Source organism: Photorhabdus caribbeanensis (assembly GCF_018448885.1).
Classification (GTDB): domain Bacteria; phylum Pseudomonadota; class Gammaproteobacteria; order Enterobacterales; family Enterobacteriaceae; genus Photorhabdus; species Photorhabdus caribbeanensis.
The window spans coordinates 75,329-96,652 of record NZ_RCWB01000018.1; the positions used below are offsets into that span (position 1 = coordinate 75,329).

Sequence of the window (21,324 nt, forward strand, 5' to 3'; positions counted from 1 at the left end):
GAGAAAATAAAATGGCAAAACGTACTGATATTAAAAGTATCCTGATCTTGGGAGCTGGTCCAATTGTTATTGGTCAGGCTTGTGAGTTCGACTACTCAGGAGCACAAGCTTGTAAAGCGTTACGGGAAGAAGGTTATCGTGTCGTTCTGGTGAACTCGAACCCTGCAACCATTATGACTGATCCAGAAATGGCCGATGCCACTTATATTGAGCCGATCCACTGGGAAGTGGTGCGTAAAATCATTGAAAAAGAGCGTCCTGATGCGATTCTGCCAACAATGGGCGGACAAACTGCACTCAACTGTGCGCTAGAACTGGAGCGTCAGGGAGTACTGGAAGAGTTTGGCGTTACCATGATTGGTGCTACCGCCGATGCGATTGATAAAGCGGAAGATCGTCGCCGTTTCGATATAGCAATGAAAAAGATCGGCTTGGAAACTCCGCGTTCTGGTATCGCCCATTCAATGGAAGAAGCGTTGGCAGTTGCTGATAAAGTCGGTTTTCCTTGTATTATCCGCCCTTCCTTTACTATGGGAGGAAGCGGTGGTGGTATTGCTTATAACCGTGAAGAATTCGAGGAAATTTGTGAGCGTGGCCTGGATCTTTCACCAACCAACGAACTTTTGATTGATGAATCTCTGATTGGTTGGAAAGAGTATGAAATGGAGGTTGTGCGGGATAAAAATGATAACTGCATTATCGTCTGCTCGATTGAAAACTTTGATGCGATGGGGATTCACACCGGTGATTCCATCACGGTTGCTCCGGCGCAAACGCTGACGGATAAAGAGTATCAAATCATGCGTAACGCTTCGATGGCGGTATTGCGTGAAATCGGTGTAGAAACTGGGGGATCTAACGTACAGTTTGCGGTGAACCCCAAAAATGGCCGTTTAGTTATCATCGAAATGAATCCACGCGTTTCCCGCTCTTCTGCGTTGGCTTCGAAAGCGACAGGTTTCCCGATCGCTAAAATTGCCGCTAAATTGGCGGTGGGTTATACCCTTGACGAATTGATGAATGATATCACTGGCGGCCGCACGCCAGCTTCCTTTGAACCTTCCATTGACTACGTAGTTACTAAGGTTCCTCGTTTTAATTTCGAGAAATTTGCTGGCGCCAATGATCGTCTGACAACCCAGATGAAATCTGTTGGTGAGGTGATGGCGATTGGCCGTACTCAGCAAGAATCTTTGCAAAAAGCATTGCGTGGTTTGGAAATCGGGGCAACCGGTTTTGATCCGAAAGTCAATTTAGATGATCCAGAAGCACTGACTAAAATTCGTCGCGAATTGAAAGATGCGGGTGCTGAGCGTATCTGGTATATCGCCGATGCTTTCCGTGCGGGTATGTCGGTTGATGGGGTGTTTAACCTGACTGATATTGATCGCTGGTTCTTAGTGCAAATTGAAGAACTGGTGCGATTGGAAGAGCAGGTGGCAGAGCAAGGCATTAACAGCTTGACGGCCGATTTCCTGCGTCATCTGAAACGCAAAGGTTTTGCTGATGCACGTCTGGCAAAACTGGTTGGAGTGGCCGAAAAAGAGATCCGTAAGCTGCGCCACAAATATAATCTGTATCCGGTTTATAAGCGCGTTGATACCTGTGCGGCAGAATTTGCGACTGATACTGCATACATGTATTCCACTTATGAAGATGAGTGTGAGGCTAATCCGAATAGTGATAAGCCAAAAATCATGGTATTGGGTGGTGGCCCTAATCGTATTGGGCAAGGGATTGAATTCGACTATTGTTGTGTTCATGCAGCTCTGGCACTGCGTGAAGATGGGTATGAAACCATCATGGTGAACTGTAACCCAGAGACTGTTTCAACGGATTACGATACTTCGGACCGTCTCTATTTCGAACCGGTGACTTTGGAAGATGTTCTTGAGATTGTACGTGTTGAGCAGCCAAAAGGGGTGATTGTTCAGTATGGCGGTCAGACTCCGCTGAAATTGGCGCGTGAACTGGAAATCGCCGGTGTTCCTATTATTGGTACCAGCCCGGATGCGATTGATCGTGCGGAAGATCGTGAACGTTTCAAACAGGCAGTAAATCGCCTTGGCTTGAAACAACCTGAAAATGCCACAGTAACCACGATAGAACGCGCAGTTGAGAAGGCAAATATTCTTGGTTATCCGCTGGTGGTTCGTCCATCTTATGTTTTGGGTGGCCGTGCAATGGAAATCGTATATGACGAAGCTGACTTACGCCGTTACTTCCAGACTGCGGTTAGTGTCTCTAATGATGCTCCAGTATTGCTTGATTGTTTCCTTGATGATGCCGTGGAAGTGGACGTTGATGCTATCTGTGACGGTGAGCGTGTATTGATCGGCGGCATTATGGAACATATTGAGCAGGCAGGCGTGCATTCCGGCGACTCAGCTTGTTCACTGCCTGCTTACACCCTAAGTCAGGAAATTCAAGATGTTATGCGTCAGCAGGTAGAAAAACTGGCATTTGAATTAGGTGTACGTGGTTTGATGAATGTCCAGTTTGCCGTCAAGAATAACGAAGTTTATCTGATTGAAGTTAATCCGCGTGCAGCTCGTACTGTGCCATTTGTTTCTAAAGCGACTGGTTTACCTCTGGCGAAAGTTGCGGCTCGGGTGATGGTTGGCCAATCTCTGGCTGAGCAGGGTGCAACTCAGGAGATCATCCCTCCATACTATTCGGTGAAAGAGGTTGTATTGCCTTTCAACAAATTCCCAGGTGTAGATCCGATTCTTGGGCCTGAAATGCGGTCAACTGGAGAAGTGATGGGAGTTGGCCGTACATTTGCCGAAGCTTTCTCAAAAGCACTATTGGGGTGTAGCGCTAAAATGCCACAAAGTGGTAGAGCACTTCTGTCAGTGCGTGAAGGTGATAAAAGCCGGGTTGTGGATTTGGCCGCTAAACTGCTGAAACAGGGTTTTGAACTGGATGCGACTCATGGTACAGCGGTTGTGCTCGGTGAGGCGGGGATTAACCCTCGTCTGGTGAATAAAGTTCACGAAGGGCGTCCGCATATTCAGGATAGAATCAAAAATGGTGAATATAGCTATATTGTAAACACAACTGCGGGTCGTCAGGCAATTGAGGATTCCAAACTTATTCGCCGTAGTGCACTGCAATATAAAGTGCATTATGACACCACATTGAATGGTGGGTTTGCGACAACAATGGCACTGAGTGCAGATCCTACTGAGCAGGTGATTTCTGTACAGGAAATGCATGCGGCAATTAAAAGTTAGTCTGTATTTTGATTAATTGAAGTAATAAAAAAGTGCGCTTTGTTAGGCGCACTTTTTATGTTTATTGAAAAGTTAAAGAGAAAAAATCACTGTCTGTTATCCCAGCGCCACTTTGACACCTAAGCCAATCAAAACAATGCCTAGTAGTTTATCGATAATCTTCTGAGTCTTAGCTAACCCACGGCGTACCGGGGCACTTTGGATCAATATGACTAACAGAGGCCAATAGATGACTGCCAATCCCCAGATAATAGAGGCATACCACAATTTCTCACCAACACCAGAATTGACATTTAGCAACTGAGTAAATATTGCCAGGAAGAACAGCGTTGCTTTGGGATTGAGCAAATTACATAAAAACCCCTGCATAAATGCTTTCTTAAAAGTAACAATCTGTCGTGGCTGATTGTCTAGGGAGATGCTGTTGCTACCGCGAGAAAGCAGGCCATTGATGCCAATCCAAATAAGATAAGCCGCTCCGGCATATTTCATCAGATTAAACAGCCACGGCGTTGTGGTGATAACAATGGCCAACCCGGCGACACAGTAAGCCATATGGCAAGCGATAGCGGCGATTAAGCCTACAACTGTCATCATGGCGGCAGAACGTTGGTAACGTATGGCATTTTTGACTACCAAAAAGAAATCAGGACCGGGAGAGAGCATACCCAACGTTGAGATAGTGATGACGACTAGTGATGTTTCCAGCATAATGTACCCTATAGTTAATATTAGTTTTGTTATTATTTTGATCAATAAATGCCTTAAGTAATAAACCGAGTATAAATTAATTTTTTGTACTTAAGAAGGTGTTGAGCCTATCGACGGGGTACATCCCTTTCCGTATAGTGTCATCAATTTTTATACTATTTGCCTATTAAGGTGGCTTAATGAATATCAGCTTGATCGCTGCTTTAGCTATGGATCGGGTTATCGGCATGGAGAGTAAAATGCCGTGGAATCTGCCGGGGGATTTAGCCTGGTTTAAACGTAATACATTGAATAAACCCGTTATTATGGGGCGAGTCACTTATGAATCTATAGGTCGCCCGTTACCGGGAAGACTCAATATTGTATTGAGTAATCAGCCGGGTAATGATGAACGTGTAACCTGGGTCAGCTCAGTTGATGAAGCACTGGCGGTGGCGGGTGATGCGGAAGAAGTTATGGTCATGGGTGGTGGTAAAGTTTATGACCAATTTATTTCACGAGCGAATCGTATGTACCTGACGCACATTGATGCAGAAGTGATAGGTGATACGCATTTTCCTGACTATGAACCGGATGAATGGGATTCTGAATTTACTGAATACCATGATGCCGATGAATTAAATTCTCACAGCTACTGTTTTGAGATTTTACAACGTCGCCTCTAATTGATAGAACACGCCGATGAGCTTTTTTCACGGCGTGTCTGGCTTTAATGCTGTTTTACTGCGGTAACGATGATTGTGTGAAATATTGTTTATCTTCCCAACGTAGCATCGTCAGTTGTCCTCCCCAACAACAACCTGTATCCAATGCATAAAATCCGTCGGGTGTTCCCTGGCCTTCTAATGATGCCCAGTGACCGAAAACGATGGCGTACTCTGATGGGATCTGGCGTGGCAGTGCAAACCAAGGTTTTAGCGGCGCAGGTGCATTTTCGGGCTTATCTTTGCACAACATATCTAACTGACCGTTTGGGAAACAGTAACGCATACGTGTCAATGTATTGGTACTGAAACGCAAACGCGCCAGCCCGGAAAGTTCTGGCGACCAGTTGTTTGGCATATCTCCATACATGGAGTTGAGAAACAGAGGGTAGCTGCTACTGTTGAGCATGGTTTCAACTTCGCTGGCGCACATTTTGGCTGTTTCCAAATCCCATTGAGGCGTGATGCCAGCATGTGTCATGAGTAGTTTTAGATCATCATCGCACTGTAGTAACGGTTGTTTGCGTAGCCAATTAATTAATTCATCAGCATCTGGCGCCGACAGTAACGTATCAATTTTATCTTTAGGTTTATTACGGCTGATCCCGGCATAAACTCCCAATAAATGGAGATCGTGATTGCCTAATACCACTTTTGCGGCTGAGCCTAGCTGTTTAACATACCGGAGAACATTAAGAGAGTCCGGGCCGCGGGCAACTAAATCCCCTGTTAACCACAACGTGTCCTTTTTAGGATCAAAATCGGCTTTAGTTAATAAAGCTCGTAATTCACGATAACAGCCGTGAATATCACCAATGAGATATGTAGACATAATCAATCAATTAATCAGCGTTGGGATAGCCAGACGGAAAACTGGAATGGCAACACGGAATGGTTCACCATTGTGGTCAACCATTTCATAATGGCCTTCCATAGTACCCAAGGGCGTTTCCAATATTGCGCCGCTGGTGTAACGGTATTCGGTCCCTGGCTGGATTATAGGTTGTTCACCAACAACACCTTCCCCCTGAACTTCCGTTTGATGACCATCACTGTTAGTAATTAGCCAGTAGCGATTAATTAACTGAACCCGTTCGCGCCCAAGATTTCGGATAGTGATTGTATAGGCAAAAACGAAACGCCGTTGATCGGGACACGATTGACTTTCTACATAAACACTTTGTACCTGAATAGAAACCCTGGGCGTATTAATCATAATTGACTCCTGTTATGACTGCATTTCAGGTTGCTCTGATAGCCAGTTTGCCATTTTACAGTACTGTTCAACAGAAATATTTTCTGCACGGGTACTTGGATCGATACCAAGTTCCGTTAGCTGTTCTACAGTAAAAAGATCACCGAGGCTGTTACGGATGGTTTTACGCCGTTGGTTGAAAGCTTGAGTTGTGATCCGGCTCAGCATACGAATATTTTTGACGGGGTGAGGTATGCTTTTATGCGGTATCAGACGTACAACGGCTGAATCGACTTTAGGTGCGGGAGTAAACGCGGTTGGCGGTACTTCTAACACAGGGATAACCTGACAATAATATTGAGCCATGACACTCAAACGCCCGAAAGCTTTACTTCCGGGGCCGGCAACCAGACGGTTCACCACCTCTTTTTGTAACATAAAATGCATATCAGCAATAGCATCAGTATAGCTGAAAAGGTGGAACATTAACGGCGTGGAAATATTATAAGGTAAATTACCAAAGACGCGCAGCGGCTCCCCTCTTTGCTGAGATAATTCGCCAAAATTAACCGTCATGGCATCTTGCTGGATAATGGTAAGTTTATCTTTCAATTTTGGATGAATTTGTAGACGAGCGGCTAAATCGCGGTCAAGTTCAACTACGGTCATTTTATCCATGCGCTCGCCGACCGGTTCTGTCAATGCTCCAAGACCGGGGCCAATTTCCAATACTGCCTGGCCGGGTTGTGGATTGATAGCGGCAACAATACTATCAATGACAAATTGATCGGTTAAGAAGTTCTGCCCGAAACGTTTACGGGCAAAGTGCCCTTGGTGGACTCTGTTATTCATTGCTGTTTTGTATCATTTTAATTGCTAAATTCAATGCGGTGATGAAACTTCCCACATCAGCTTGGCCTGTTCCAGCCAGTTCCAGTGCTGTGCCATGATCGACCGAAGTACGGATAAATGGCAGACCTAATGTAATATTCACTGCTCTGCCAAAACCTTGGTATTTTAACACGGGTAATCCCTGGTCGTGATACATCGAGAGTACGGCGTCTGCATGTTGAAGATATTTAGGTTGAAACAGGGTATCTGCCGGTAAAGGGCCTTCCAGCACGATGCCTTCTGCTCTCAGGCTGGCTAACGCAGGAATAATAACATCAATCTCTTCCCGTCCCATATGGCCGCCTTCTCCCGCATGGGGATTCAGACCACAGACATAAATACAGGGTTTTGCCAGGCCGAACTTTGTTTTCAAATCATGGTTAAGAATAGTAATCACTTCCCGCAGACTATCGAAAGTGATGGACTTTGGTACATCAACAATCGGCAGATGAGTCGTAGCCAGGGCAACCCGAAGTTCTTCTGTTGCAAGCATCATGACGACTCGCTGGCATCCACTGCGATCGGCAAAGAATTCGGTATGGCCGATAAAAGGCACGCCGGCATCATTGATATTCCCTTTATGAACCGGTCCTGTGACTAATGCTGAGAATTCTCCGTTTAAACAGCCGTCACAGGCTCGCGCCAGTGTTTCGGTGACATATCTGCCGTTTTCTTGATTCAATTCACCGGCGATTGCGGGAGCATGAAGAGGAACTGGCAATATTGTCAACGTCCCGGCAGCCTGTGGCTCGGGGATTTTGTCAGCAGAGTATTCTTGTAATTGCAAAGGTAAATTAAGTTGTCTGGCTCTGTCGAGAAGCAGGTTGGGGTCTGCGCAAGCGACCAATTGCATTGGCCAACTTTGTTGAGCAAGAGCAACCGTTAAATCGGGCCCAACCCCGGCAGGCTCGCCGGGGGTAATAACAATTGGTTTATTGATAATAATCGGTTTATTGTTGTGCATTGCTGCCATCTAAAATTTTCACATAAGCCGAGGCGCGTTGTTCCTGCATCCAGCTTTGTGCTTCTTCGGTGAATTTACGGTTGAACAACATACGGTAAGCGCGATCTTTCTGAGCGGCGTCTGTTTTATCAACTTTGCGCGTATCCAGTAGTTGGATCAGATGCCAGCCAAAAGATGAGTGAACAGGTTGGCTGATTTCACCTTTATTCAAGCGCATTAACGCGTCACGGAAAGCAGGATCGTAGATATCGGGGGTCGTCCAGCCGAGATCGCCACCACGTAGGGCTGAGCCAGGGTCGTCTGAAAACTCTTTTGCGGCATCGGCAAAATCAGTTTTTCCGCTGCGAATATCACTGGCGATTTGCTGCAACTTGGTGCGCGCTTGATCATCGGTCATGACAGGAGAAGTTCTTAATAGAATATGGCGGGCGTGAACTTCAGTGACGGCGATAGTTGGGGTACCGCCACGGATATCATTGACTTTGAGAATATGGAAACCAACACCGGAACGGATTGGGCCAACGATGGCTCCTTTTGGAGCGGATTGTAGTTGTTCAGCAAACAGGGTTGGTAATTCCTCAAGCCGACTCCAACCCATGTTGCCGCCTTTCAGCGCTTGTGGATCAGCAGAGTAGGCGATAGCCAATTTACCGAAATCAACGCCATGTTTAAGTTCAGACATAATTTTCTGTACTATTGTCATGGCTTTTTCCATTTGTGCCTGATCAGGGTTTTCTGGCAATGGGATCAGAATATGGCTGATGTTCAATTCAGTATCGTTGGTATTCTGGCTGCTAATTTGTTTGGCTAAGGCGTCAATTTCTTGAGGCAGAATGGTGACACGACGGCGAACTTCATTGTTACGTACTTCTGCTATCTGCATCTCTTTACGAATTCGATTACGGTAAGTATCGAAACTCATACCATCGGCAGCGATACGATGTTTCATTTGATCCACGGTGATGTGATTCTGGGCTGCGATATTGGCAATGGTAGAATCTAGCGCTTGATCGGGAATGGTGATCCCCATCTGTTTTGCCATTTGCAGCAGGATATTATCCATAATCAGACGCTCAAGGATCTGATGACGAAGTATTTGTTCGTCCGGTATTTGCTGGCCGGCATGTTGCGCATCCAGTTTAACAGTCTGTAAAAGGCTGTTGATGTCGCTTTCCAGTACCACCCCGTTATTAACGACCGCAGCAATTTTATCCATTTGCTGAGGCGCAGCGAAGGCAGTAGTCACTGAAAACATCAATCCGAAAATGAGAGTTCTCCAGTTCTTCATACTTTTCCCATCATATGTAGGTTCCGCAATAGCGGATTTATCATGTTTAATATCAAAATGCACGTTGGTATGGCATGATGCCAGACTGCAACATTTTCTGGCTACCCAGACTATGATTGTTACTTAAGCCACGAAGTTCAAAGTTAAATGACCATTTGTTGTCATATTCGCTATCGTTGTCTTTCCAGCCAACGATTTTGCGCTCATAGCCAACGTTAACTGCCCAGCAACAAGTGTTGTATTGTAAACCCACTAACTGACTTGCCGGTTGTTGTTCTTTGGTATCGTAATAGTAGGCGCCTACGAAACCCCAGCGATCACTTAACGGCCAACTTGCAACCAGACCAACTTGAGAAATCCCTTGCTGGAAAGCCGGAGCACTTTTAGCGGTAGCTTGGATATAATCTCTGTCAACAAAACGATAATTCAACTGTACAAGTCGGTCTTCATCACGGCGATATTCTAGTACTGCATTTCCCATCGTTACGCTGCTCAGGCGAGTATCGTATTGCATACCCCCTTTCAAGCCCCAGGAATCATTAATTTTCCAGTAAGTGTCACCTGCCCAGGTCATCATACCTGTACTATCTTTACTGTTGATGATGGTTTCTTTACCGGTGCGTGGACGTTCAAAGTAATAGATTTGACCTAATGACAGGTTAAAACGTTCAACTAAACCTTCATCATAAAGGCGGGTAGTAAGACCGGTAGTCACTTGATTGGCAGATGAAATACGGTCCAGTCCACCATAAAAGCGGTCACGGAACAAGCCGGTATAGTCAGTTTGTAATAAAGATGAGTCGAAGTTATTAATATTATCTTGGTCTTTGTATGGCACATACAGATACTGAACTTGCGGTTCTAGCGTTTGGGTGTAATTGCTGTTCAGGTATGTTGAACGTTCAAACACCATTTTGGCTTCGCTTTTGAACTGTGGCAGAACCCGGTTAACAGATTCTTTATATTCAGTATTCTCAAGAGATTTAGGAATATCTTGCTGATAGTGAGTCGCCATCAGCTTAACTTCATTATTCATACTGGCCCAGCCATTGGAGAGTGGCAGATTAATGGAGGGTTCCAGATGCCAGCGGGTTGCTTCCGGGTTGTTTTTACCAACGCTGGTGAATTTTGCCGCCTGACCATAGACTTTAAGGTCAAATGGCCCCAGATCGTTTTTGTAATAGTTTAGATCTAACTGTGGTTCAGCTCTGTAGGCTTTTCTACTGGTATCTTTAGAGAAAATCTGGAACTGTTTAGTTGATAGAGTGGCATTCCAGTTCTGTTGAGCATAGCCCAGACTGAATTTTTGTGTGGCATAGCCATCGGTGGTGGAACCATATTGAGAGCTGAAATCAGAAAAATATTCGGGATCACTGACTTTGGTATAGTCGATATTAAAACGCCATACCCTATCCATCACACCACTGTGTCTCCAATAAAATAACCAGCGATTATCACTTTCTCTGGCGGTACGTGTGTTTGTCTTTTTGTCTTTGACATATTGCTCATCGTTATTCAGCCAGTCGAGAGCAAGGGTACCTATACCTGCTTCGGTTAAGTAGCGGAATTCATTATCCAGTTTTAAACCACGTTTACTGAGATAGTGCGGTGTAATCGTCGCATCATAATTCGGTGCAATGTTCCAGTAATAAGGTAGCTGAAATTCAAAGCCGTCTTTTTTGGAATAGCTGGCGTTAGGAATAAGAAACCCTGAACGGCGTTTATTACCGATAGGTAATTGAAGATACGGACTATAAAATACGGGAATATTAGCCAATCTGAAACGGGCATTCCATATTTCGGCCACTTCTTCTTCGCGATCGAGAATGACTTCGGAACCGACAACGCTCCAGCTATCATTACCCGGCAGGCAGGAGGTAAAAGTACCATTATCTAGAATGGCATAACGGTTTTCACCACGCAGTTTCATTTTGTCTGCGGTGCCGCGCCCTTGACGCCCGACCATCTGATAATCACCCTGATACATGTCGGTATCTTTATTATTTAAATTAGACCAGGCGCGCGGGCCTTTTAGAATAATCTGCGGATCATCATAATGAACATTACCCGTTGCGGTCACGGTTCTTAACGGAACTTCATCTTCTGTTTGATCAAGTTGTACTTTATCTGCGGTTAGGGTCTTATTACCCTGTTTAATATTAACATTACCGATAAATTTAGCAGAACGTGGATAATCTGCTTGTGAATCATCTGCCAGAATATTGATAGGAAGTTGATTGAGATCGCCATTAATTATTGGCTGATCGTAAACAGGTATACCCAGCATACACTGTGCTGCGAGATCAGCATGTGCATGCTGACCATAAAGTGCGGCCCATACCGTTGTGGCCAGCAAAGTTGGATAACATTTCTTCATAGATATTTATGCGGTTCCGTCATCAGTGGCATTATGCCGGGCAAACCTCAAGAGACTAGCGCACTCGATGAATATGCGCCAGTGTAAAGTCATACCTTTACTTATCTTGCCGTTAGGCACGGAGCTGAATGAATAGTATGATAATGCAAAACGACACTCAGAGCATTGGTGAATTGAGGAGTATATGCATTATTGGGGAAAATTGCTTGGGCTGATTTTTGGTGTTGTGTCTGGAGCAGGCTTTTGGGGGATTGTCATTGGTCTGTTTATTGGTCATATGCTTGATAGGGCTAGTGCGCGGAGAAACCAAGGTTTTTTTGCAAATAATCAGTCTCGCCAACTGCTATTTTTCAGTAGTACTTTTCAGGTGATGGGGCATATTACTAAATCAAAAGGGCGGGTGACTGAAACAGATATCCGGCTTGCGAGCCAGTTAATGGAGCGAATGCAACTTCACGGACAAGCCAGGATAGCAGCACAGCAAGCTTTTCGTGAAGGTAAAGAGCCCAATTTTCCTTTGCGTGAGACACTAAGACAATTGCGTCGTGCCTGTTTTGGCCGCTCTGACCTAATTCGCATGTTTTTGGAAATCCAATTACAGGCAGCATTTTCTGATGGTCAATTGCATCCGAATGAAAGGAAAGTGCTGTTTATTATTGCTGATGAACTTGGGATCTCTCGTAACCAGTTTGAACAATTCCTTGCCATGATGGAAGGTGGCCGCAATTTCGGTGATGGAGGGGAATGGCAGCAACGGCAGTATGGTGGTTATCAGAGGGCTGCACAGGGGCCAACACTCGCGGACGCTTGCAAGGTGTTAGGTGTGCGTGAAAAGGATGACGCGACGACAATTAAACGCGCCTATCGTAGATTGATGAGTGAACACCACCCGGATAAGCTGGTAGCAAAAGGTTTACCACCGGAAATGATGGAGATTGCTAAACAAAAGGCCCAGTCAATTCAGGCTGCTTATGATCTCATTAAAAAAGAGAAGGGTTTTAAATAGCCTATTTTTTATTTTTAAAAACATGGCACTAAATGTATAGGGGAATAATATCCCCTACGGCTGTTGAGTTTATTTTTTATTTCTCTAAAATATTAGAATATTTTATGTTTTATTTTGTTTTAATTTAGGAGGAATGCAAAAAATGGCAAATATCCGTGTTCTTTTGGCTTGTTGTGGCTTGGCCTTGTGTCTGATATTGGCTTCATTGGATTCGGTTACTGTATTTGTCTATTAATCAAAAATCGGCTTTACACTGAAAATGCATTGGTGTTCCATAGACTGGATGTGTGATATATAACTCTTGTGCATGTAATTGCAGGCGAGTTGCCATTGCTCTTGCCTGCTGATGAGCGTAAAACTGATCTCCCAAAATCGGGTGCTCAAGTGCTAGCATATGTACTCTGAGCTGATGTGAACGGCCGGTTATCGGTGAGAGTTTTACTCTGGTTGCCTCATCTTCGTAAGCGAGTACTTCGTATTCAGTCTGAGCTGATTTCCCGGTTTCAAAACACACTTTCTGCTTTGGCCGATTCGGCCAATCGCAAATCAGCGGTAAATCGACAAGACCCGTTTTTGGTTCCAGACGTCCCCAAACCCGTGCAATATAGGTTTTTTCCGGTTCTCGTTCACGGAACTGGCGTTTCAATTCACGCTCTGCGTCTTTGGTCAATGCAACTACCATGACGCCGCTGGTTGCCATATCTAGCCGGTGAACAGATTCTGCTGCCGGAAACTGTTGTTGTATCCGCGTCATAATACTGTCTTTATGTTCTTCTGCCCGACCGGGAACAGAAAGCAGCCCACTGGGTTTATTGACTACGATGATATGTTGATCCTGATAGAGCACATGTAACCAGGGATCGGTAGGAGGGTTATAAGCTTCCATTGAGGCTCCGGTAGCTGAATATTAGGGGAGGCTAGGAATAGGGCGCTTAGTAAAGTTTACCCCATTCCGGTTCAGCCTCCGGGTATTGCTAATATTTACTGATGCGTAACGACAACAAGGCGAATAGCATCCAGACGCCAGCTTGCCTGATTTAAGTTAAGCAGTAACTGTTGGCGATTGGATTCAATGGCTTCCAATTCATCATCGCGAATATTTGGATTGACGGCCTTCAATGCTTCCAGGCGGGAAAGTTCAGCAGTGAGATTTTCATCTGCTTGCTGTTTCGCTTGTTCAATCAGTGATTGAGCCTGAGTCTCTACTAAACCTTCGGCCTGTTGCAAAATAGCGTGAACTTCTTTTTGTACCGCATTGACCAGTTTACTTGCAGTATGACGATTCACCGCATTAAGCTGGCGGTTAAAGCTTTCAAACTCCACTTGACCAGCCAGATTATTGCCTTTCAGGTCCATCAGTATCCGCAATGGCGTTGGTGGAAGGAAACGGGTCAATTGCAGGTGTTTCGGAGCCTGAGCTTCAACTACGTAGATCAGCTCTACCAGCAGGGTTCCGACAGGTAACGCTTTATTTTTCAAAAGGGATACCGCACAGCTACCCGTATCACCGGAAAGGATCAGATCCAACCCATTACGAATAATTGGGTGCTCCCAACTGATAAATTGGGCATCTTCACGGGACAGTGACTGTTCACGATTAAAAGTGATAGTACAACCATCTTTTGGCAACCCAGGGAAATCAGGGACCAGCATATGATCGGATGGCGTCAGCACTATCATATTGTCATTGCGATCTTCCTGATTGATACCAACGATATCAAATAAGTTGAGAGAGAAGTTCACCAGATCAGTATCATTGTCATACTCTGAAATTTTTTCTGCCAGCCGCAAACCATGCTCGCCGCCATTGGAATTCATTTCCAGCAGCCGGTCACGGCCTTGCTCCAGTTGCTGTTTGAGTTGCTCATGTTGCTGGCGACACTGATCAATAAATTCCCCAAATTTTTCCTGGCTATTGGGTTTGGCAAGATAGTTCAGCAGAGTTTCATAATAGTGATCATAAATAGTACGACCGGTTGGACAGGTATGCTCGAATGCGTCCAAACCTTCGTGATACCAACGAATCAGGACTGCTTGGGCGGTATTTTCCAGATAAGGCACACTAATCTGGATATCACGGCTTTGGCCGATACGATCCAGACGTCCAATACGCTGTTCCAGTAAATCTGGATTGAATGGTAAATCAAACATCACTAATTGATTAGCGAACTGAAAGTTGCGGCCTTCTGAGCCAATTTCGGAGCACAGTAATACCTGAGCGCCTTCTTCTTCGGAAGCAAAATAAGCTGCGGCGCGATCACGTTCAACCAGTGATAGACCTTCATGGAAAACAGCACCGCGAATCCCTTCACGCTCACGTAGTACCTGTTCTAATTGCAGAGCGGTGGTTGCTTTCGCACAAATTACCAGCACTTTTTCATGGCGATTCGCCATCAGAAAACCAAGTAACCACTCTACGCGGGGATCAAAGTGCCACCAGGTAGCATTTTCGCCTTCAAACTCTTGATAAATTTGTTCTGGGTAGAGCATATCCCATGCGCGTGCTTCCAGCGATTTTTTAGCGCCCATAATATCGGAGACTTTAATAGCGGTCTGATATTGTGATGGCAGAGGCAACTTTATCTGGTGCAGTTCGCGACGGGGGAAGCCTTTTACGCCATTACGGGTATTACGGAACAGAATACGGCTGGTGCCATGACGATCCATCAGCATGGAAATCAGTTCACGGCGTGCAGTTTCACTTTCATCACTGTTACTATTGGCGGCTTTCAGCAGAGGCTCAATATCCTGCTCACTAATCAACTCACCCATTAGGTTTAATTGATTATTATTAAGCTGTTCACCGGATAATAGCAGTGTGACAGCATCGGCAACTGGACGGTATTTTTGTTGTTCGTCAATAAAAGCTTGATAATCGTGGAAGCGGTTTGGATCAAGTAGGCGTAGACGAGCAAAATGGCTTTCCTGCCCTAGCTGTTCTGGTGTTGCAGTCAATAGCAATACACTGGGGATCTGTTCAGATAACTGTTCGACAACCTGATATTCACGGCTAGGAGCATCCTCGCTCCAGGCCAGATGGTGAGCTTCATCCACTACCATCAGATCCCAATGGGCTTCAAGCATATGCTCAAAACGCTGTTTGTTACGGCGGACAAAATCCAGTGAACAGAGTACCAATTGTTCTGTTTCAAATGGATTATCACTGTCGTGTCGTGCTTCGGTATAGCGGCTATCGTCAAACAGGGCAAAGCGCAGATTAAAGCGGCGTAGCATTTCTACCAGCCATTGATGTTGAAGGCTCTCCGGCACAATCACCAGAACACGTTCAGCACGACCGGCCAGCAATTGCTGGTGGATGATCATCCCGGCTTCGATAGTTTTACCCAAACCGACTTCATCGGCCAGCAGAACCCTTGGCGCGTAGCGTTTGCCGACTTCATTAGCGATATGAAGTTGATGAGGGATCAGGCTTGCGCGGATACCTCGCAAACCGCTTTCAGCTAATTTAAATTGCTCGCTTTGATATTTACGGGCGCGAAAACGCAAGGCAAAGCGGTCCATACGGTCAATCTGACCAGCAAACAGGCGATCCTGTGGTTTGTTGAAGGTAAGTTTACTGTCAAGGAACACTTCGCGCAGACTGATATTTTCTTCCAGAGTATCAAGTCGTGTGCCTGTATAAATCAGCAGGCCATTTTCTAGTTGGACTTCATCCACTTTGAGTTGCCAGCCTTCGTGGCTGGTGACAACATCCCCCGAGTTAAACATAACACGGGTAATAGGAGAATCATTGCGTGCATAGAGGCGGTTTTCGCCGCTGGCAGGAAAGAGCAAAGTGACCATTCGTGCGTCCAGTGCAACAACGGTTCCTAATCCAAGTTCGCTTTCTGTATCGCTGATCCAGCGTTGACCGAGGGTAAATGGCATAAATTTTAACTCAGTTTCTGTTAGATAATGTTATTCATAGGTGGAGGACGACAGCTTTTTATTTGGTCTAACGGAGATAATGGGCAACAGCAAAACACCCCGTTAATTCCCTTATCACTCGTCAAAGGGGCGATATGTTAATGGAAGCAAAGCCGGTCGTCACCTGCAAAAAATAGTAATCAGCCAAAAGGCATTACCATCTGTCCGGTGAGTAAAGTTATAAAGTCATCCTGTAAAAACGGCAGGATAGCATCAGCGATAGGCTGAAGTTGCTTATTGATATAGTGATCATAGTCTGGTGATGAATGCAGATTTTCCAGTGGTTCCGGCCCGGATTGTGTCATGACATAGCTTATCCAACCCCCATTTTGGTACTGCAAGGGCCGGTTATGTTGCAGATTGTATTCATCTGCCAGCCTTGCTGCCCTTACATGGGGTGGTACATTGCGCTGATAGTCAGACAACTTCCGGCCCAACCTTTTACGGTAGATTAGTTTATCATCAAATTTTCCTTTTAGGGTACTGGTAACATAACCACGGATGAACTCTTGATAAGGCTGTTCATGAAAAATCAATGAATACAGTTGCTTCTGGAAATTTTGCGCCAGAGGCGTCCAGTCAGTGCGTACCGTTTCCAGACCTTTATAGACCATGCGGTCGCCACTCAGACCGGCATAACGCTTTTTACTGCCTTGTTCAGCCCCACGGATGGTTGGCATCAGAAAACGGCGATAGTGAGTTTCAAATTCCAACTCAAGGGTGCTTTTAAGCCCAAAATGTTCTTGCAGGTGTTTTTGCCACCATTGGTTAACGAATCGCGCAAGTTCTTTGCCGATACTGAGAGCCAATTCTTCTTCATGCGCCTGTTTCAGCCAAATAAAGATAGAATCTGTATCACCGTAGATAACTTGATAGTTTTGAGATTCAATCAGCTTTCTGGTCTGGAGCATAATTTCGTGGCCGCGCATAGTAATGGAAGAAGTCAGGCGCGGGTCGAAGAAACGACAGCCCTCCGCCCCAAGAACACCGTAAAAAGCGTTCATGATGATCTTCAATGCTTGTGACAATGGGGCGTTATGCTGTTTTTTTGCTGCGTCACGTTCATGCCAGATTTGCGTCACGATATCAGGCAGACAGTGCTGAGTACGGGAAAAGAAGGCATTGCGAAAACCGGGAACCGCATGCTCGCTGTCCGGCTGTGCCAGACCTTCCACCATACCGACAGGATCGATAAGAAAAGTGCGGATAATCGAGGGATACAGACTTTTATAATCCAACACTAGCACTGAATCATACAAGCCGGGGCGAGAATCCATCACGAAACCACCGGGGCTGTTATCTTCAGGCTTCCCGCCTGGATTTGGGGCGACATAACCGATGCGGTGCATTTTTGGCATGTAAAGATGGGTGAAAGCGGTGACTGAACCGCCACTGCGATCTACGGCGAGACCGGTAACTGTTGCCCTTTCCAACAGGAACTTCATTAAGTGGGTTTTATCGAAAATCTGGTTTACCAGAATACAGTCTTGCAGATTATATTGTGCCAGTGCGGGCTTATCTTGCTGGAAACGGCGGTCAATCTCATCCATACGCTGATAGGGTGTATCAATGGCTTTGCCTTCGCCCAATAGCTCTTGCGAGACATATTCCAGACTGAAAGAAGGAAAATTCCAGGTAGCGGTTTTCAGTGCTTCAATACCATCAATAATCAACCGACCGGCCGTAGAAGCGAAAAAGTGCCCCGGTTTAAAGCCGTGCTCCCGCCACTCCAGTAACCCTCCAGCCCGTCCAAATTTCAGTGGAACACCATAGCGTTCAGCATGTTTTTGTAAAATCCGCAGATCGAACTGAATCAGGTTCCAGCCAATAATGGCGTCAGGGTCATATTTTTCCAGCCATTCGTTGAGTCTTTCCAGCATTTGCGGACGACTTGCTACATATTCCAAATCAAAATTTACCGGGTGCTCATTACTGTTAGCAGGGCCAAGCATAAATACTTTTTGCTGATCACATCCTGCTAATCCAATGGAATAGAGTTCTCCATGCCTGCTGGTTTCAATATCCAGGGATACCCATTTCAATGTTGGGCGATAAGCTGGGTTAGGCTTCATCTGATAGCTACCATTAGGCGCCTGACTGAACCAGATGGGAGCAGTGATAAAACGTTCCATCATAAACCTGTCTGGTGGACGGATATCTGCTTCATAAACTTGAATTTCCTGTTGCTGTAGCACTTTCTCAATCCGTTGTAATTGGCGATATTGCCGGCAATAAAGCGCGGCAACAGGCTGGCGATTGAAATCTTTCAATGACAGTGGGCGGAGATGGTAGTTGCGCTCTTGCGCCAGAATTTTTTCCACCTGCGGCATATTAGCTTGCAAGATAAAAGCAACAGCTTGTTGGTGAAGAATTTTTATATGACGTGGCCCCTGATCTGTCGCCAGCCAGTATTCCACCTCAATACCCGAGGGAGTATCCCGCCAATGGCGTGTCAGTATAAAACCTTGTTCAGCATGATTCTGTTGCATATAGAGGCAGGCGCTTATATTTGTTGAAAATAACTACAATTATAGCATTGAGTCATGGTTATTTATACAGTTGCCTAATCTCACTATATTGTGATGTGGTGCATAAATGATAATCGAAACATTGCCGAAACTATCTCTTTATTGCAAAGAATAGAAAATAAAATAATTTTAAGTGAGATAGGCAGATATTATTGAATATATCTATAAGAATATAGTCGTAGAAAACGTATTTCATTCGTTATTGGCATTGCTATAATAATATTATCTGGCTTTATTCTTAAGTGTGTTTATATAATTCAATACTACCAATAATTAAAGTTACAGTAATGATGGATAATAACGTATTCCATGTGATATACCCGTTATCTTCCAAGTTTCCTCTTTGTTGGCTGCACTCGCTCACCCCGGTCACATAGTTATCTATGCTCCCGGGGATTCACTCCCTTGCCGTCGCGATGCATCTTGAAATCCATAGGGTATAATAGATACCATTGCCTCATAATTACCACCCATTTGTCTGGCTAATATATAATAATTTCCGGCACAAGGTACGGCGGAATATAGAATAGCAATATTCGCAGGCACGTCTGACGAACCTAAATATTTAATACTCTAAATAACTATTTATTTAAATTGTTAAAAATCATGGTTATTAAAATATGGTTATTATTAGTAGAAAAAATTGTTTGAGAATATTTAGATTTTATCTGATGAGTAACCCATCCGGTAACGTTCGAGAGAGCGGCTGGCTTTATGGGTAGGAATAATAAAGTATTCCATTTTACAAAAATTCGCCAGAGATGAGTTATGGATGATAATCTACTATGGATAATTGCTATTGAGATAGATTTTTATATTTCATAACTTAACCAGAGCTATTTTTCTTATCTTATCTAGCAATAAAACATAAATCTAACGTAGTAAGTATAGAACCAATAAAGAATAAAAATGGAGGCAAAAATAAAATAGCTTATTGATCTAATTTTATTGTTTTTAAATAAAACATATGACTTGTAAAAACAGGCTATATAAAAAGGACTAAGTGGGATTAATATAAATATGGAAGTGATTATATCAATGCCTCCATCTTCATATTGCCATATATCACAATCAATTGAGTTGAAGTCAAAAAAGTCTGTAACCCTAGGAAAAGCGAATGAGTTAATTAATCCAAAGGATAAAAAACTTAACATAAAAAATGTAAATATATCTGATATTTTCATTTTTTATCCTTTAAGTAAATTATCTAAATAATCTAGCCGCTTATATATACTTACTCCGTAAGAAATCCATTTTTTTTCATCAGTAGTGCTTAATTCTGGCGGAGTGTTCATTATTCTTATGAAATCTCCCTTTTTTCTTGTTATACCACGGTTATATCTAGAACCAGCCATGATATATTGTTCTTTTGTTAAGTTCTTGGTATCTGCATTAGGATAATCATAGAGAATTAAATCTCTTAAATGACGAGCAACCATTTTAATATTAAATTCATCAATTTGAAGGCAAGTTGCAATTTCTAACTGGTCTGTTGTTGTTAATGTATTTGAGTCGAAACCCATCATATCTGCTACATGTCTTATCTGTATTGCAACTATACCCGTAGAAGTTTCATTTGAGCCTTTTGAGCGAGTTTTATCAAGATTAAAAGCCTGTTCACGCCATTGCCTCATTGTAATAGTGTTTAACTTCCACATATCTGGTTTACCGCCCGCTTCTATTCTGGCAACACCAGCCAAAAGATTTGGTGGGATTTGTTCTATATGGGCATATTTTAAAATTAGGTTTCTGTTATATTTCACATATGCATCTTTATAACCATCCAGATAATTTACTGAGCCTGGAATAAATTGATTAAGAAGATAAATTGAAGCATCTATTTCATCCCATCTCCTAAAAGATGGCCTGGAATTTGGGTTATATGTACAAAAATTATTACTTAATACCCTGTCACGCAATTGATTCATTCTTAATAAACCTCATCATCTCTGATGCTATAAGCAGAAGTACCAGCAATGTGATGACTCCACGTTATATTTTGATAAATGACAGAGATACTCTCTTCTGGTTGATTTTCTGCATGAGTTAAAGAGTGGGGGTAATTAGTATTAAAAGCATTTATTTTTGCTTTTGTTAATTCTATTGAATAAAACTTTTCTTGAGCACCTTCTGATGAAGTTCTATAAAAATCTAACAGGATATGAAGTTCTTCGTTGTTTGAAATTGCCAGTCCAAGTAAAGGAGAGGATTTATCGATGGGTTTTATGATATTAAAAGGATGATGGCTTACGTGTTGTACTCGCGTTAAAGAATGGGTAGCGGAGTAAACTAGTATTTGATCCCGGTGGTTCTCTTGATATTTATTACCAATAGAATCAAAAGTAGAACAGCCTGCTGAAATTAACCCTTGGTTCTTTCCTTTTATGGTCGCATAAATCAAATTAGACATTATTAAATCCTTTATGAAAAATTAATACATAAAAAATACTTATAACAAAAAAAGATTTATATTGCCCAGTTTTATTTTTAAAATATA

At 43.8% G+C, this 21,324-nt stretch carries 15 protein-coding genes; 3 read left to right on the forward strand and 12 right to left on the reverse strand.

All coding sequences use genetic code 11. The features are described from left to right. Positions 1-11 precede the first annotated feature (11 nt). Positions 12-3,236, forward strand: a complete 3,225-nt coding sequence (gene carB / locus EAE90_RS13275; protein WP_214053885.1) for a carbamoyl-phosphate synthase large subunit — start codon at positions 12-14, stop codon at positions 3,234-3,236. Between the two features lie 96 nt (positions 3,237-3,332). Here the strand turns inward: carB and EAE90_RS13280 are convergent, their stop codons facing one another. Further along, a complete protein-coding gene (locus tag EAE90_RS13280) occupies positions 3,333-3,947 on the reverse strand; it encodes a LysE family transporter (RefSeq protein WP_214053886.1) in 615 nt (204 codons plus the stop codon). A gap of 179 nt (positions 3,948-4,126) precedes the next feature. Between EAE90_RS13280 and folA the strand changes: the two genes are divergently transcribed. After that, on the forward strand, positions 4,127-4,612 hold the full coding sequence (folA, locus tag EAE90_RS13285; protein ID WP_214053887.1) for a type 3 dihydrofolate reductase: 486 nt from the start codon (positions 4,127-4,129) through the stop codon (positions 4,610-4,612). A gap of 55 nt (positions 4,613-4,667) precedes the next feature. On the opposite strand, the gene apaH is transcribed toward folA, so the two are convergent. Genes apaH through lptD form a run of 6 tightly spaced genes read right to left on the reverse strand, consistent with a single transcriptional unit; the run spans position 4,668 to position 11,366 of the window. Then, entirely contained in the window at positions 4,668-5,483 is an 816-nt protein-coding gene (apaH, locus tag EAE90_RS13290) for a bis(5'-nucleosyl)-tetraphosphatase (symmetrical) ApaH (protein ID WP_214053888.1), read from the reverse strand. Positions 5,484-5,489: 6 nt separating this feature from the next. Further along, a complete protein-coding gene (gene apaG / locus EAE90_RS13295; RefSeq protein ID WP_214053889.1) occupies positions 5,490-5,867 on the reverse strand; it encodes a Co2+/Mg2+ efflux protein ApaG in 378 nt (125 codons plus the stop codon). 12 nt (positions 5,868-5,879) lie between these two features. Then, complete coding sequence (rsmA, locus tag EAE90_RS13300; RefSeq protein ID WP_214053890.1) at positions 5,880-6,698, reverse strand: 16S rRNA (adenine(1518)-N(6)/adenine(1519)-N(6))-dimethyltransferase RsmA; 819 nt, start codon at positions 6,696-6,698, stop codon at positions 5,880-5,882. Further along, positions 6,691-7,710, reverse strand: coding sequence for a 4-hydroxythreonine-4-phosphate dehydrogenase PdxA (pdxA, locus tag EAE90_RS13305; RefSeq protein WP_214053891.1), 1,020 nt, complete (start codon positions 7,708-7,710; stop codon positions 6,691-6,693). The genes rsmA and pdxA overlap by 8 nt, the downstream gene beginning before the upstream one ends. Continuing rightward, a complete protein-coding gene (surA, locus tag EAE90_RS13310) occupies positions 7,688-8,989 on the reverse strand; it encodes a peptidylprolyl isomerase SurA (RefSeq protein ID WP_214053892.1) in 1,302 nt (433 codons plus the stop codon). Before surA ends, pdxA begins: the two co-directional genes overlap by 23 nt. Positions 8,990-9,041: 52 nt before the next feature. Beyond that, positions 9,042-11,366, reverse strand: a complete 2,325-nt coding sequence (gene lptD / locus EAE90_RS13315; protein WP_214053893.1) for an LPS assembly protein LptD — start codon at positions 11,364-11,366, stop codon at positions 9,042-9,044. Positions 11,367-11,550: 184 nt separating this feature from the next. Here lptD and djlA point away from each other — a divergent pair, with 184 nt between their 5' ends. Further along, positions 11,551-12,372 carry a co-chaperone DjlA gene (gene djlA, locus EAE90_RS13320; protein ID WP_214053894.1) on the forward strand — a complete coding sequence of 274 codons (822 nt, stop codon included), beginning with the start codon at positions 11,551-11,553 and terminating at the stop codon, positions 12,370-12,372. 235 nt (positions 12,373-12,607) lie between these two features. On the opposite strand, the gene rluA is transcribed toward djlA, so the two are convergent. From rluA to EAE90_RS13345, 5 genes are all read right to left on the reverse strand, one after another. Beyond that, positions 12,608-13,258 (reverse strand): bifunctional tRNA pseudouridine(32) synthase/23S rRNA pseudouridine(746) synthase RluA, encoded by a 651-nt coding sequence (rluA, locus tag EAE90_RS13325; RefSeq protein WP_214053895.1) that lies wholly within the window; start codon positions 13,256-13,258, stop codon positions 12,608-12,610. A gap of 95 nt (positions 13,259-13,353) precedes the next feature. Next, a complete protein-coding gene (rapA, locus tag EAE90_RS13330; protein ID WP_214053896.1) occupies positions 13,354-16,260 on the reverse strand; it encodes an RNA polymerase-associated protein RapA in 2,907 nt (968 codons plus the stop codon). Between the two features lie 179 nt (positions 16,261-16,439). Next, positions 16,440-18,788, reverse strand: a complete 2,349-nt coding sequence (locus EAE90_RS13335; RefSeq protein ID WP_214053897.1) for a DNA polymerase II — start codon at positions 18,786-18,788, stop codon at positions 16,440-16,442. Positions 18,789-20,014: 1,226 nt separating this feature from the next. Further along, positions 20,015-20,755, reverse strand: a complete 741-nt coding sequence (locus EAE90_RS13340) for a hypothetical protein (RefSeq protein WP_214053898.1) — start codon at positions 20,753-20,755, stop codon at positions 20,015-20,017. Between the two features lie 2 nt (positions 20,756-20,757). Then, positions 20,758-21,237, reverse strand: coding sequence for an Hcp family type VI secretion system effector (locus EAE90_RS13345; RefSeq protein WP_036776964.1), 480 nt, complete (start codon positions 21,235-21,237; stop codon positions 20,758-20,760). Positions 21,238-21,324: the final 87 nt, after the last annotated feature.

What these genes read in the sequence shown, in the direction of transcription:
- carB (WP_214053885.1), top strand. Translation starts at nt 12, where the DNA reads ATGGCAAAACGTACTGATATTAAAAGTATCCTGATCTTGGGAGCTGGT.
- EAE90_RS13280 (WP_214053886.1), bottom strand. Translation starts at nt 3,947, where the DNA reads ATGCTGGAAACATCACTAGTCGTCATCACTATCTCAACGTTGGGTATG.
- folA (WP_214053887.1), top strand. Translation starts at nt 4,127, where the DNA reads ATGAATATCAGCTTGATCGCTGCTTTAGCTATGGATCGGGTTATCGGC.
- apaH (WP_214053888.1), bottom strand. Translation starts at nt 5,483, where the DNA reads ATGTCTACATATCTCATTGGTGATATTCACGGCTGTTATCGTGAATTA.
- apaG (WP_214053889.1), bottom strand. Translation starts at nt 5,867, where the DNA reads ATGATTAATACGCCCAGGGTTTCTATTCAGGTACAAAGTGTTTATGTA.
- rsmA (WP_214053890.1), bottom strand. Translation starts at nt 6,698, where the DNA reads ATGAATAACAGAGTCCACCAAGGGCACTTTGCCCGTAAACGTTTCGGG.
- pdxA (WP_214053891.1), bottom strand. Translation starts at nt 7,710, where the DNA reads ATGGCAGCAATGCACAACAATAAACCGATTATTATCAATAAACCAATT.
- surA (WP_214053892.1), bottom strand. Translation starts at nt 8,989, where the DNA reads ATGAAGAACTGGAGAACTCTCATTTTCGGATTGATGTTTTCAGTGACT.
- lptD (WP_214053893.1), bottom strand. Translation starts at nt 11,366, where the DNA reads ATGAAGAAATGTTATCCAACTTTGCTGGCCACAACGGTATGGGCCGCA.
- djlA (WP_214053894.1), top strand. Translation starts at nt 11,551, where the DNA reads ATGCATTATTGGGGAAAATTGCTTGGGCTGATTTTTGGTGTTGTGTCT.
- rluA (WP_214053895.1), bottom strand. Translation starts at nt 13,258, where the DNA reads ATGGAAGCTTATAACCCTCCTACCGATCCCTGGTTACATGTGCTCTAT.
- rapA (WP_214053896.1), bottom strand. Translation starts at nt 16,260, where the DNA reads ATGCCATTTACCCTCGGTCAACGCTGGATCAGCGATACAGAAAGCGAA.
- EAE90_RS13335 (WP_214053897.1), bottom strand. Translation starts at nt 18,788, where the DNA reads ATGCAACAGAATCATGCTGAACAAGGTTTTATACTGACACGCCATTGG.
- EAE90_RS13340 (WP_214053898.1), bottom strand. Translation starts at nt 20,755, where the DNA reads ATGAATCAATTGCGTGACAGGGTATTAAGTAATAATTTTTGTACATAT.
- EAE90_RS13345 (WP_036776964.1), bottom strand. Translation starts at nt 21,237, where the DNA reads ATGTCTAATTTGATTTATGCGACCATAAAAGGAAAGAACCAAGGGTTA.